Annotated in this window: 13 protein-coding genes and 2 pseudogenes; 9 read left to right on the forward strand and 6 right to left on the reverse strand. The window is 45.2% G+C overall.

Going from position 1 to position 13,844, the window contains the following annotated elements; genetic code table 11:
- Positions 1-147: 147 nt before the first annotated feature.
- The 4 genes and pseudogenes from C1A10_RS11465 to C1A10_RS11480 form a co-directional block, all read right to left on the reverse strand.
- Complete coding sequence (locus C1A10_RS11465) at positions 148-558, reverse strand: DDE-type integrase/transposase/recombinase (protein ID WP_101910391.1); 411 nt, start codon at positions 556-558, stop codon at positions 148-150.
- A gap of 888 nt (positions 559-1,446) precedes the next feature.
- Entirely contained in the window at positions 1,447-1,677 is a 231-nt protein-coding gene (locus C1A10_RS11470; RefSeq protein ID WP_101910392.1) for a hypothetical protein, read from the reverse strand.
- Between the two features lie 27 nt (positions 1,678-1,704).
- Positions 1,705-2,138: pseudogene (locus tag C1A10_RS18990) on the reverse strand (M23 family metallopeptidase).
- On the reverse strand, positions 2,090-2,473 hold the full coding sequence (locus C1A10_RS11480; protein WP_101910393.1) for a hypothetical protein: 384 nt from the start codon (positions 2,471-2,473) through the stop codon (positions 2,090-2,092). The pseudogene C1A10_RS18990 and the gene C1A10_RS11480 overlap by 49 nt, the downstream one beginning before the upstream one ends.
- A 737-nt stretch (positions 2,474-3,210) precedes the next feature.
- On the opposite strand from C1A10_RS11480, the gene C1A10_RS11485 reads away from it, so the two are divergent.
- The 9 genes and pseudogenes from C1A10_RS11485 to C1A10_RS11525 all read left to right on the forward strand — a co-directional run.
- On the forward strand, positions 3,211-4,596 hold the full coding sequence (locus C1A10_RS11485; protein ID WP_101910394.1) for a glycerate kinase type-2 family protein: 1,386 nt from the start codon (positions 3,211-3,213) through the stop codon (positions 4,594-4,596).
- 1 nt (position 4,597) lies between these two features.
- Complete coding sequence (gene eno, locus C1A10_RS11490) at positions 4,598-5,818, forward strand: phosphopyruvate hydratase (protein WP_278309137.1); 1,221 nt, start codon at positions 4,598-4,600, stop codon at positions 5,816-5,818.
- A gap of 96 nt (positions 5,819-5,914) precedes the next feature.
- Positions 5,915-6,586 (forward strand): GntR family transcriptional regulator, encoded by a 672-nt coding sequence (locus tag C1A10_RS11495; RefSeq protein ID WP_101910396.1) that lies wholly within the window; start codon positions 5,915-5,917, stop codon positions 6,584-6,586.
- A 2-nt stretch (positions 6,587-6,588) separates the two neighbouring features.
- Positions 6,589-7,650 (forward strand): tripartite tricarboxylate transporter substrate binding protein, encoded by a 1,062-nt coding sequence (locus C1A10_RS11500; protein ID WP_180951114.1) that lies wholly within the window; start codon positions 6,589-6,591, stop codon positions 7,648-7,650.
- Positions 7,651-7,760: 110 nt separating this feature from the next.
- A complete protein-coding gene (locus C1A10_RS11505) occupies positions 7,761-8,246 on the forward strand; it encodes a tripartite tricarboxylate transporter TctB family protein (protein WP_101910398.1) in 486 nt (161 codons plus the stop codon).
- A gap of 12 nt (positions 8,247-8,258) precedes the next feature.
- The gene (locus C1A10_RS11510) at positions 8,259-9,749 is read left to right on the forward strand and encodes a tripartite tricarboxylate transporter permease (RefSeq protein WP_101910399.1); all 1,491 of its coding nucleotides are present in this window, start codon (positions 8,259-8,261) and stop codon (positions 9,747-9,749) included.
- A gap of 385 nt (positions 9,750-10,134) precedes the next feature.
- Positions 10,135-10,590, forward strand: coding sequence for an IS200/IS605 family transposase (tnpA, locus tag C1A10_RS11515; RefSeq protein WP_101909239.1), 456 nt, complete (start codon positions 10,135-10,137; stop codon positions 10,588-10,590).
- 173 nt (positions 10,591-10,763) lie between these two features.
- Positions 10,764-10,994, forward strand: coding sequence for a type II toxin-antitoxin system MqsA family antitoxin (locus C1A10_RS11520; RefSeq protein ID WP_101910400.1), 231 nt, complete (start codon positions 10,764-10,766; stop codon positions 10,992-10,994).
- A gap of 54 nt (positions 10,995-11,048) precedes the next feature.
- A pseudogene (locus tag C1A10_RS11525) lies at positions 11,049-11,207 on the forward strand (sporulation transcriptional regulator SpoIIID); the annotation flags it as partial.
- A 64-nt stretch (positions 11,208-11,271) separates the two neighbouring features.
- On the opposite strand, the gene C1A10_RS11530 reads toward C1A10_RS11525, so the two are convergent.
- Together C1A10_RS11530 and asnB are read right to left on the reverse strand one after the other, a co-directional pair.
- Positions 11,272-11,799, reverse strand: a complete 528-nt coding sequence (locus tag C1A10_RS11530; protein ID WP_101910402.1) for a hypothetical protein — start codon at positions 11,797-11,799, stop codon at positions 11,272-11,274.
- Between the two features lie 193 nt (positions 11,800-11,992).
- Complete coding sequence (asnB, locus tag C1A10_RS11535; RefSeq protein ID WP_101910403.1) at positions 11,993-13,828, reverse strand: asparagine synthase (glutamine-hydrolyzing); 1,836 nt, start codon at positions 13,826-13,828, stop codon at positions 11,993-11,995.
- Between the last annotated feature and the right edge of the window lie 16 nt (positions 13,829-13,844).

Raw genomic sequence — 13,844 nt, forward strand, 5'->3', positions numbered from 1 at the left:
GTGATGAATAGGAAAAAGTATATATCCCGTCCGACAAACCCAAAGCGGATTTGAGCAAGCCCCTTGCGTGTGCTGGACCGTGCCAATGCCATTTAGGCGTGACCAGTAAATAAGAGCTACCCCATCAAAGAAAAACCGCAGGCTACTTTACTTATTGATAAAGTTCTGAGCGCCTTTCACATCAGCCATTCTCTCAGCCTGAAAGGTTGCCTGTATGACAACGGCATTATCATAAGGGCAGCCCTTTAGACTTATGGGTCGGCTGATATGAAAAGAATCCAGAACTTTATCAATAATCTCATTATTGAATTCACTGCCCCGATCCGTATGAAATATCTGGATGCGATCCAAGTCGGTATGCACAGTCGCAAAGGCATCAAAAACAAGTTCTGCATTTTTATGTGCTCCGGTACTATAGCCTATGATCTCCAGGTTAAAAAGATCAACAAGTAGACATATGTAGTTCCACTTGTAATTAACCCTTACATAGGTCAAATCGCTCACAACAGTTGCGTATTCAGGATGCTCATTAAACTGGCGATTCAGTAGATTCGGCAATTCATTGGTGGTGTCAACCCCGGCGCATTACCAGCGGCATTGTAATGAATATACCCCTTACTCTTGTTACTAGTAAAGATTAATAGTTGCTCCTTTGGCAAGAGTTGGGATAGATAGCGCTGACGACAGGGCCTTGAATGTCCGTATCGACTGGAGCGCACCACCGAAACGATCAGTATCGTACCTACAGGCTCAAATCCCGTCAGGAAGGAAACAGCCAGCTCTAATGTGGCAAGAGCGATGAAGCCATCAGCCAGCGTAATAAGGTATTTGTGATTATACCGATCTGTTAGCGCGCCGCCGAATAAAGAAACACCAGTACCTATGGCACCATAGAACAAATGGTTACAAGCATAATCCGGATTCTCGAGGATGTAGTGAGTATGATGTACTGTAGAGCGGTAACCACCACGGATGAGTCGAATAGGGAGATATTTTGGCTTATCAAAGACTGGGAGGTCTTTGTTTCAAACCGATATTCTTTAATTTTATATTTGAATCCATAAAAAATGTTCTCTCTACTGAAATATCTTTTTGTCCTACCCTTTTTACCCATCCTTTTTCACCCCAATTATAAGTATAACCTATAAGTAAACAGTGGTTTTTCTGTCTACTTACAGGTTATCACTTCACTTTGCCGAGGTTCTTCATATGAGGACAAAGCCCTAGCTAAGCCAATCCTCTATACGGAAAATTTCAGTACCGTACTCCGGATTTTCTGCTTTGATTGCTTTAGTTTTGGCGGCAAAGATTTTATTGTGTTGTACCTCTACTTGGGAAAGGCTAAGAAGCTCTGATTCCAAGGAATTCTGACTATACCATGCCTCCCGCAACTGGCGGACAACGGCATCATGCTTTACGGCTGCGGCATAAGCCTCGGCCTTTTCCTTATCGAGTTTTCCCCCTTCTCACTGATGACCACATAAAAAGAGCCGCCAAGCTGACTTTTTCCAGTCTGGCTACATCCGCCTGTTCCTTGGAACGAATTTTAGCAAGCCTTTGCTCTTCCATTTCCAGTTTCGTGAGTTGGGTGCGAATGCTGGTTAGCATAGATTTAATCATTGATTTACGAGCCAGATTCTCCCTAAGCACGTTGAACTCGATGTCGTAATCCTTCATGTCAGAATCCCCCTTTTTGGATACAGTTCAATTAAATTTTTCTATTAAAACAGACTGTTCTTTTTGCTCTTCTTCAGACGTTAGGTAGCCGCTGGAGTCCACATCTATTCCGTTCTCCCTCACTTCAAAATGAAGGTGTGCACCAGTTGCGTTGCCGGAGGAGCCGATTTCCCCAATCTGCTGTCCTTTAACCACTATTTCGCCTTCCCGCACAGAAGTTTATTCAGATGCGCGTAGAGAGTGGCGATGCCGCCGCCATGATCCAGAATGAGATATCGACCGTATCCCCCTCCTAGATTCTCCTTTGCATTGTTTGCAAAAGCAACCATATCGTCCTGCGCGGCGACCACTGGCGTGCCACGGACGTCCTTGCCGCCGATATCAATGCCGGTATGGAAATCCTGTCCGTCGTTCATCCAGCCATAGGAGTGATAATATGTTCGGCTTTCGGGGCGGGCCATGCCATTGCGCCGCCAGGATACTGAGCCGTACTGTCAGACATAATGCGCTCAAACACTTTCTCCAGTTCCAGTAGCGTATCGGTGCCGATATCGTTTAGCATGCTTTCTGAAGGGCTTTCGTGTTCTTCAACCAAATCCACCTCTTTCTCCGGTTCCGAGGATACCGAAATAGCTTCCTGCGAAGACACCACCTGCAAAGAAGCGTCTGAAATCGGCTTTTGCAGCATCTCTGTCGAAAGCGGGGCACAGCCGATCAGCAGGCTTCCAGCTGTAATGAAAGCGGTACAAAGCGCCAGAAGTGACAGCCCTCTTTTTTTTGCAGGATGTATCCGCAATCTGTTGAATCCGAATTTTCATATCCTTTTTTCCTCCATAAAATTGTGTGCTGAGTATCATGTGCTTTGTCCTGGCGAGCTGAGACAGGATTGCAAGCCCGTATTCTTGTAGTAAGGAGGAGTCTTGCATGGAATCCTATAAGCGTCTTCCGGACGCCGAATTGGAGGTTATGCTGCTGATTTGGCAGCATAGAACGTTATTATAATAAATGTGCAGCCAGAGATTCTAATATCTCGACCAGTTGACCGGTATTGACAAACGAAATGTCAACTATGGCAGAAGCATTTTCCACACTATTAAATCAGCAGAAGTCAGAGTTCTAATCTTATTAAATAAATTATTAAAAGGTAATTTGGTTATTTTGCAAGTAGACATAGCATATATTAAAATGTTAATATTTTAATATACCAGTTTCAAGGAGGAAATACGTATAAAACTATATGAGCGATATGAAGCTGTTTCTGTAGAGGTGTAGTGAAAATGTAGTCGTTGCTCCAAGTAGGAGAAGCTGAGGAGTCCCCATTGTGGAAGATCAAAATTGTTTTAACCGGCAGGGTTAAGCCTTAATGCAAAATAAACTTGAACTTTGCATGATGAACATTTCCCTGCAAGCTCTATGATGCTATACATAATAAAAATATGCTTTCGAAATAAGTCATTACCAGTCGGAGTTTTCAGGACAACTCTATTTTTAAAGCATAATTGAATAAAGATTTTATAGGAAAGCAGGGAAAAAATGGGGGAAAATAGTGCGCTTTACAAAAATTATGAGAAGCTGACAGTAAAGGGACAGCAAAAAGAGCGCATAGATGCGTTAGACATTATTGAAAGCGGTATCCGACGCGCTGTTCCGTATACAGAAACGTTGAAGCTGCTGGAGGTATCCAAAGATAGGCTTCGGATCGGTGGGAGAGAGTACCTTTTATCTGAAATCGGAAACATTTATGTTGTTGGCGTAGGAAAAGGCAGTTTTCCAATCGCTCAAGCATTGGATGAAAAGCTTGGAAGCCGGATTGAAAAAGGATTGGTCGTCGTCAAAGAAGGTGAAAAACGCAGATTAAGTCACATCGATGTATTTGAATCCAGCCATCCTATTCCGGATGAGCGGAGCATCGTTGCAGCAAAAGAGATGGTAAAAATTTTGGCTGAGGCGAAAAAAGGTGATATTGTTTTTGCGGCAATCACTGGAGGCTCTTCTGCGATGGCCAATATGCCCGCTGACCCGATTACCATTGACGAGCTGAAAGCACTGAATGTTATGCTGCTTAAATGCGGTGCTTCCATTGGGAAAATCAATGCAGTGAGAAAACATATTTGCCAGATCAAGGGTGGTCGCCTACTGGAATATGCGGCTCCGGCGAAAATTATTACCTTAACTCTTAATACTGCGCCGCCTGATATGCCTTGGCCGGACATGTGTTTGCCAGACCCCACCACATATCAGGATGCCATAGAGATGCTTCAGGAATACCGACTATGGGATCAGATAGCACCATCAATTCGCAACAGATTGGAGAAAGGGCTTCGGGGAGAAGTTAGCGAGACTGTAAAATCTCTGGATGCATTCGACTGTAGTCTGTACAGTGTTGCGGATCCGCGTTCCTGCTGTGAGGCGGCAGCCAAAAAGGCGGAGGAGTTGGGATATCATACGATGCTACTTTCTACAACGCTGGAAGGTGAAGCAAAAGATCTTGGTATTGTGTTGGCGGGAATCGCGACAGAAGCTGCCCGCTTTGGTCGTCCTGTGAAAACACCTTGTGCAATCATTTCTGGTGGAGAAACCACAGTCACAATTAACGGAACCTATGGAGACGGCGGTCCGAATCAGGAAACGGCACTTGGTTTTTCAACAAAGTGGTATTTAGATGTACCGGTGGCTTGCGCATCAATTGATACAGACGGGACAGATGGACCATGTATGATCGCGGGTGGAATCGTTGATGGACTGACGAAAGCAAGAGCAGAAAAAATGGGCCTTAGCATAAATAATGCTTTAAATACGCACGACGCTTCCAATGCGCTAAGGTTGCTGGAGGATGAGATCATTACTGGACACACAGGTACAAATGTAATGAATCTCAGAGTAGTTGTTGTAGGGAAAGGAGGAGAATCCAATAGATAAAATCGTTTCGGTTACAGGCAGAGAAATTTTAAATGCCAGGGGCAAACCTACAGTAGAGGCAACAGTAATTACGGAAAACGGAATCAAGGCTATCGCATCTGTCCCAAGCGGTACATCCAGAGGAAAGTATGAAGCGCATGAGTTGTATGATGGCGGAACACGTTATCGCGGATATGGTACAAAAAAAGCGGCGCAGAATATTTCTACGGTTATTAATAAAGCAATATGTGGAATGGATGTAACCGACCAGCAAGGGATCGATCAGAAAATGATTGATCTGGATGGTACTAATAATAAAGAAGTACTGGGCGGAAATACAATTTTGGCGGTATCTGTTGCTGTCTGCCGTGCGGCAGCGCTTTCGCAGGGAAAGGAGTTGTATCATTACATAGCGCCCAATCATTCTAAAGGGCTTCCTGATGTAATTGCGACAGTAATTGCAGGCGGAGAGTTCTCAACATCCGGTTTGGAATTTGAAGATTACTTGTTGCTTTTAAACGGATTTGATACTTTTGCACAGCAGGTGGAAGCATTAGCCGATATGCGTTACAGGTTGGAAAAGCTTCTTGTTGGTAAGTATGGTATGTTCCCAGAGGATGGAGGTGCATTAGCGCCACCGCTGAAATCCACAGCAGAAGCGTTTGAATGCATGCTTCAAGTTGCGCGGGAATCCGGATATGCGGAACATGTAACACTTGGCTTGGATGTTGCCGCCAGTGAACTTTATAATAAGGAAACGGGCTGCTACAAGGTCTGTGGAAGAGAAATGGATAAGCATGAACTAATTGCATATTATGTTTCTCTGGCAAAATCGTTCCCGCTTACTTATATCGAAGATCCGTTTGACCAGGATGATTTTGATTCATACACGGAATTGAAAAAAAAGCTGGGCGATGGAATTCAGATCGTTGGAGACGATCTGTTTGTCACAAATATTGAAAGGTTAAAAACGGGAATTGAAAATAACTGCGCTAATACGCTACTACTCAAAATGAATCAAATCGGCACGGTAACAGAAACAGTAGAAGCTTGTGCATTGGCGGAAGAAAACGGATATGATGTCACAGTTTCATTGCGCTCCGGAGAAACCACAGATGATTTCATCGCGGATTTGGCGGCAGCGCTGGGAACAAGACAGATCAAGCTTGGTTCGCCGGTACGTGCCGAACGGAATGTGAAATATAACCGCCTGTTGAAGATTGCGGATGACATGCACGCTTAGCCTCTTTTCAAAAGTCGCAGAACGGTATAAGATATTAGTATAGTAATATCTTAGAACGCTATATGTGAAAAAGAGAATGGATATGAGGTGTGCGACATGTATGTCAAAAAAACGATGGGCGATTATATTTATGAAGACCTCAAGGAGGGTATTTCCAAGCTGGTATATGCTCCGGGTGAAAAATTGAGTGAAACGGTGCTTTCTCAAAAATACGGAGTTAGCCGGGCACCAATTCGCGATGCGTTTACAAAATTAGAAAGAGAAGGCCTTGTCAGAATATTTCCTCAAAGTGGTACGATCGTAAGTCCAATCAGCGAAAAAAAAGCCATGGACATTTGTGAAATCAGAATGCTGTTTGAGACATACGCAGTGAAAAAAGCTGCTGAAAAAATAACAGATGAACATGTTCGGGAACTGGATAGACAGTTTCAGCATCTGGAAGCAACAGAGAAAGGCACTGATGAAAAAAGACAGACAGTTTTTGAAGTGGATCGCTTTATGCATGATTTGATCCTTACACTTTGCGGAAATGATGAAATTACAAAAATACTGGATACTTTTAAGCCAGAGATACGCAGAATACAGCTTTCGAATTCACTGCATAATCTACGCTTTATCGATTCCGAGCAGGAAATGATTGCTGTTTACCGTGCGCTTCGGGAAAGAAACACTGAAGATGCCGGAAAAGCGATGGAAACGCATATTGGCAATATACAGAAAGCTGTAAAAAAATATTTGATGGATCTGGCAATTGAAAAAGGAGAATGAATATGCTTAGTAAGCAAATAGTTACAGTTGCTCTCGGTATCGCAATGATTCTTTCGATGGCAGCTTGCTCCAAAACGCAGAATTCTACAACAGTTTCTTCCGAAGCGTCGGTTCCGGCAGTTTCGTCCGAGCCTGATTCGACGACGTCTCCGGAAAAAGCGCCTGAAAAAACGGCGGAGATTACAAAGCCGATCACATTGATCGTTCCATGGAATGCCGGCGGCGGTACGGATATTATGGCGCGCTATTTGCAGCCCATCTTTAAAAATGAGTTGGGTATTGACCTAACAATTAAAAACGTTGAAGGGGGCGGCAGTGCAGTTGGTTTGACCGAAGTTATTGCGTCTAAACCGGATGGATACACGCTGGGATTGGCTTCCAGCTCCTATCTTGCGCTAGTTGCTCAAGGCAGAATGGACGCAGGAATTGATAAAACGACCAATATCGTGACTGTTTCTGAGGATCCGATTATTCTCGTTGCGAAAGCAAATGGCAAATATGCAGATGCAAAAGCATTTGTTGACGCTGCCAAGGCGAATCCCGGAAAGGTCTCTATCGGTGTCCCCGGTTCTAACAATGTTAATCAGGCATTTGCAGCCCTGCTTGGCAGAGGCGCTGACACGGAATTTAACTTTTTGCCTTTTGATGGGGCCTCGCGTGTTAGTGCGGATATCATCGGTGGGCATATTGACGCGGGCGTTGTAAAACCCAGTGAAGCAATCACACAAATTCAAAGCGGCGATCTAATTGCACTCGGTGTGTTCAGTAACAATCGGCTGACACTTTTACCTGAGACCCCAACCTTCGCGGAAGTTGGCTACGATGTTTTTTCACTTGGTCAGATTACCCAGATGAGTTATATTATCGGTCCTGCCGGAATGGATCCAGAAATGCAGAAAACACTTGCAGAGCTATTCCAGAAAGCGCTGCAGAGCAACGATTTTCAGAAGTTTGCTGATGAAAGAGTTTTTGTGTGCAGTCCAATCATCGGCGATGAGCTGGATTCTTACATAAACGATATCTATGCAGGTATGGAGAAAGTCAGCACGGAGATCTTTTCCTGATTTGATATTGAGATATTTCGGTTTCCGGTCGTAGGAAATCTTATCCGCCGGAACGCAAACTGCGGCAGGTCGGTACGAATCGGCTTGCCGCAGTAAAACAGGAGGATGCTATGAATAAAACACAAAGGCAGTTTGAATTGTGTGTCCTGGTGATATTGACAGTGGTGTGCAGCTTTTCGCTGTATACAGCATTTACCGCGGAGTCAAAATTTGCCGTCGAAGGGCTCACCTCCATGGATTTTCCGAAAGCAGTTTTCGGAATCATTGTTTTTTTCTGCCTCTGTCTTATGGTTCCAAATGTGAAAGCGCTGATTGTTTTTCACAAACAGAGCAGTAACGCAGAGAAAATTATGGACTGGCGAATTCCAGGTACGATGTTGTTAATCATCGTGTATGGGCTTAGCTGGAAATTGTTTGGATTTTTTTTGAGTTCTTTTCTATATTTTACATTTCAGGCTCGATTATTGGATAAATCAACTGGGATTATAAAAAATGTAGCCATTAGCTTTTCGCTGGTTGCATTTGTGTACTTAGTGTTTGGACTACTGTTTAGAGTAGATTTTCCGGAACCTTTGCTGGAAATGATTTTGGGTTGAGGAGAATAGAGTATGGATTTGAATGTTATTATAACAAATGCTATTGCAGTTTTTCTTGACCCATCTACACTGCTGTTAGTAATTGTCGGTACATTTATGGGGCTGGTATTCGGTGCGCTTCCCGGCTTGACTTCAACAATGGGAGTTGCAATTTTAATTCCGCTGACCTTTACACTGGAACCGGTTCAGGCGATCGGTATGATGTTGGGAACTTATGTTGGCGGTATGGCTGGGGGGGCGGTATCGGCAATCCTGCTGAATATCCCCGGTACTCCGTCGGCAGTAGTAACTTGTTTGGATGGATATCCAATGGCCAAACAAGGACGCGGCGCGGAAGCATTAGGCTGGGCTGCCTTTGCTTCGGGCTTTGGCAGTATCATCAGTTGGCTTATTCTCGTAATCCTTTCGCCTTATCTGGCCAGACTTTGTACAGGTTTTGGTTCGCCTGAATATGCGGCTCTTGCGTTTTTTGGATTGACGATTATTGCGGCGGTATCCGGAAAATCCATTATCAAGGGCATCATTGCGGGATTGATCGGTGTATCGTTGTCTTTCGTAGGAGTGGATCCGATCTGGGGAGATCTGCGTTTTACATTTGGAAACATCAACCTTATGAGCGGTATTAGCACAATGCCTGCGCTGATCGGATTTTATTCGATCCCACAAATTTTGATGAGTTGCACGGATAAAAATAATACGGAAAAGGTTGATATTAAGCTACATAATTTTGTTCCTTCTTTAAAAAAACTGTTTCAGTCAATGGTGAATATTATTCGTTCCAGCGTAATTGGAACGATTATTGGGATTATTCCTGCTACTGGTGGCAATATTGCTTCATTTCTAGCCTACGATCAAGAAAAACGTTTTTCAAAAGTACCAGCAAGCTTTGGTAAGGGAAACGAACAAGGAGTTATCGCTTCAGAAGCTGCCAATAATGGCGTCTGTGGAGGTGCATTAATTCCGATGCTAACACTTGGAATTCCAGGAGACAGTGTCACAGCTATATTGCTTGGCGGTTTGATGATTCACGGATTGAAACCGGGCCCTGCACTATTTCTGGAATCTCCAGACGTTGTCGTCGGAATTTTTACGACATTGTTCATAGCGACAGTGGTAATGGTTCTGATTCAAATGGTTGGAATTAAACTTTTTATTAAGGTGCTCAATGTCCCGGTTCATTATTTGACTGCTGCTCTGGTTATCCTTTCGTTGGTTGGGTCGTATGCGCTGCGCAATAATTTCTTTGACGTTATTTTGACGTTGGTCTTGGGGATACTGGGATATTTTATGGCGAAAGCCAAATTTCCAATGGCGCCAACGGTTCTGGGGTTGGTATTGGGTGCTATGTTTGAAGGCGAAATTCGCCGTTCACTAAAAATGAGTGCTGGTGCAGTTTCGATTTTTTTTACAAGACCGGTTGCTTGCGTAATTATTTTAATTGCATTGACGGTTGTAGTGACTAATATCGTGAAAGCAATTAGAAAACAAAATGAAGCGCAGTAAGGTGCTTTTCAAGATGACTTAAACTTTTAATAATTTGCGAAATCTTTTTCAGCCCTCACATTTTCCAACATTCCTCCTTTAATGCTGCCGTGTTCTATAAAAAGGGTATAGCGTATCATGCCCTCCATAAATTCAGAACCCCACGCAAGGCGTGGGGTATGAACAACGGTCCTATAGGGACCATAATATCAGCCGCGCCTCAAAACGGGCGCATAAAAGTGACGCTAGCCGCACGTTAGCGTCACTTATTGTATATGAAAACCCCGCGATAGTCGCGGGGTTCAGTGGAGCTTTAGCGATGAGACATGACAAAAAAACTCCTTTTGATGTAGGATAAACTTGCGGTCTGGCAACTGCAAGGGACATCAAAAGGAGGTCAGTCAAAGTGAATGACAGTCATAGTCTATCACACACAACATGGAACTGCAAATATCACAAAGTATGGGCACCAAAATACAGACGCAAAGTATTTTATGGAGAGAAACGTCTGGAAATAGGAGCAATATTGAGGGAATTATGCCAATGGAAAGGTGTAAATATCATAGAGGCAGAAGTATGCCCAGACCAGATACACATGCTGGTAGAAATACCGCCTAAAATGAGTGTAAGTAGTTTCATGGGCTTTCTAAAAGGAAAGAGCAGCCTGATGATATATGAAAAGTGGGGCAATATGAGATTCAAATATCGAAACAGAGAATTCTGGTGTAGGGGGTACTATGTGGATACGGTAGGAAAGAATGCGGAAAAGATACAAGAATATATCGCAAAGCAACTCAAAGAAGATGAGCTTAATGGTCAGCTGACACTGGAGGAAGAGAACCCGTTCACGGGTAGCAAGTAAAACGCTCTTCGCGTGTGCCAGACCGTACCAACCTCATTTAGGGGTGGCTAGCAATCAAGGGCTACGCCCGTTAAAGGAAAACCGCCGGCTAGGCCGGCGGATAGTTATTTGTACGCGAACTTGCGCGGTACCTGTAAATGGGATATACTGATATCACGAAAGCGAGATGTATCATGAGGTGCCTGTACTGTAAAGGCTCATTGGAAGATCGGCAGACCAATTTTATCGTCGACCTTGGCGAATGCATTATGATTATTAAAAATGTACCTTCGCAGGTTTGCAGCCAGTGCGGCGAAGTGTCTTACAGCAACGAGGTTGCTAAGAAGCTGGAGGCAGTTGTTGACCGGATGCGGTCGATGGTGAGGGACGTCGCGGTATTTGAATATTCCAAAATCGTAGCATAGCACGATTGGAGCTTTTACAAAATGGAGACGGCGGAACAGCCGCTCCATTTTGTTACATCAGTACATAAAGACGTAACGGACCGGCTGAAAAAAATCAACCCAACTATCTATACGCAGGTCAAAGCCGTTTTGGAACAGAATAAGTCGGAACGACACATCCGCGGCGGGATTGCAACACGCGAAAAATACGCAAGAATTAAGGCACATCATTAAAAGATGCGGGCACGACAATTGTTGTGTCCGCATTTTGACGGTAAAATATGTATGCATCGAACGGCTATTCAGCCGACGGTTCTGTCTGCAAAGCGACGTCCTGCGCTTGAAGTACGGAATCTTGCAAGGCCGCGTCTTTTTCCCGCACAAAGATGGAATCATCTTCTGATGCGGATGGCTCCGTTCCCCGTGCCGCCTCAGCGACCGCTCGTTTCATAAGTTCTGTCTGAGCCTGTGCATAGGTAATCGTGCCTTCCTGAACCAGCTCATTGATCTCATCCTCAGTCAATGAGCTTAGGTCGGTGTAGTCGGATGTGCTGCCGTCGGTTTTCCAGGTGGTTTCTGTGCTGGAAACCGTGGGGCCCTGTGCTGCTGATTTCGCAGCGGCGAGCGCGGCTTTTCCTTCTGCGCTGATTTCAACTGTGTCCAGCCGGGATACAGATTCCTGCTGTGATTTCCCCGCCTGCTGCACAGAGGAGCTGCTTACGGCCGAAACTTCTTCCGTAGAATTTGCAATATCCGAAGAACTGACCTGCTGCTGGTATAAAAGCTGCTCCAAAGAATAACTGCTGCTGTTGATTGCCTCGATCATGCTGTTCACCTCTTATTTTCTGTTGTTTTAAAAGAAATGCTGTTGAACGACGCTATTTTATTTAATAATAGGTCACTATTGTGTCACAAGCGTGAAATTTCGGTGAAACTTATCTGAAGCCTGTAACAAATGATGCGTTTTATATACAATAAAAAATACTCCTGCTATTTGAAAAGCAGGAGCATTTTGCGCATCAGCGGATCTGAATCTGGTAGGTTTTGAGCCAGTAGTTTACCTGCAGGAAATAAGCAATTGTCTGCGGGACGGTCATGAGCTGCCCATACCAGGGGATTTGATTGCCCGAATGCAGCAGTTCAATCAGTTTTTCCCGCTTGACGAACTGGAACAGCGGTTCCTCAGGATTTTGTATGATTTCTTCCAAACGTTTGGAAACTGCATTCAGATAGGATGGGTTGTGCGTTTTGGGATAAGGGCTCTTTTTGCGCCAAAGAATCTCATCGGGCAGGAGCCCCTCTGCCGCCTTGCGAAGCAGTCCCTTTTCATAATTCTGATAATCTTTATATTCCCACGGAACCGAATAGAGATATTCCGCGATCCGGTAATCGCAGAATGGCACACGGACTTCCAGCCCCGAATACATGCTCATACGGTCTTTCCGGTCGAGCAGCGTCTGCATAAACCAGTTCATATTGAGGTTGATCATAATTTTGCCCATGCGGTCCTCATACAGGTCTGTGCAGCTCAGATCGGTAGAGCCCGCCGTCATCCTGTATCGGTCGAACACATAGTTCTGTACGTCGACCTGCGCAGCGAACTCGTCTTTCAGGAAGCCTGCCCGCCAGCTGGTTGACTGCGCCCAGGGGAATCCCTCCGTTTCCCGGATGGTCTTATCCCGATACCAGGGGTATCCTCCGAAAATCTCGTCGGCGCATTCACCGGACAGAGCAACGGTACAGTGTTCCTTGATGGATTTGCAGAACAGCAGCAGGGAGGAATCCACATCCGCCATGCCGGGCAGATCGCGTGCGTCGACCGCTTCATATAAGGCATCCGCGAGCTCGTCGGTATCAATTACCACATGGTGCGGACGACAGTTTAAATACTTTTCCATAATGCCGATGTACTGTGAATCGCTGTTTGGCTGGAATTTGCTGGTTTTAAAATATTTGTCATTGTCTTTATAGTAAACGGAAAAAGTATCAAGCTGCCGCCCTTGCTCCGCCATGGAACGGGCCGCTATCGAGGAGATGATGCTGGAATCCAGCCCGCCGGACAAAAAAGTCCCGATTGGAACATCGGATACAAGCTGCCGTTTGATGGCATCTCCGACCAGAAAACGCACCTTTTCCACCGTTTCTTCGAAAGAATCCGTATGCTGCCGGTCAGTCAGATCCCAATATTTCCGGATAGATTTTCCATTGGCCGTCACAAATCCGCAGCAGGCGGGGGGCAATTCCTGAATGTTGCAAAAGACCCCGTATCCGGGCGTTCTGCCCGGCCCGATCAGCATGATTTCCGAAATGGAATGGAGATCAATTTCCGGGCGGACGAGCGGATGCTTCAGGAGGGTTTTGATTTCGGACGCGAATAAGAATTTTCCGCCGATTTCGGCATAAAAGAACGGTTTGACCCCCATTTTATCCCGCGCGACGAAGAGCCGTTTCTGTTTGCTCTCCCAAACTGCAAACGCGAAGATTCCATTGAACCGGTTGACACAGTCCTCTCCCCAGGCGATGTATGCTTTGAGCAGCACTTCCGTGTCGGAATGGCTTCGGAAGTTCCAGCCCATTTGCGAAAGTTTCGCACGCACCTCGTCCGTATTGTATAATTCTCCATTATAAACAACGGTATAGTCCTCGTTTTCAGTTTGCTCGGTCATCGGCTGCCTGCCGTTTTCAAGATCGATGACACTGAGGCGCGCGTGCAGCAGAGCGGCGTTTTCCGATAAAAACGTATCGCTCTGGTCGGGCCCCCTGCGCCGCATGGTTGAAAGCATATCCTGATAATAGGTATGACTGCATTCCAGCAGATTGTTACAAAAGTCAAGCTCGCCCGCGATTGCGCACATGATATCCCCTCCCAAA

It is taken from the genome of Marasmitruncus massiliensis, assembly GCF_900186535.1.
In the GTDB taxonomy this organism is placed as follows: Bacteria; Bacillota; Clostridia; order Oscillospirales; family Ruminococcaceae; genus Anaerotruncus; species Anaerotruncus massiliensis_A.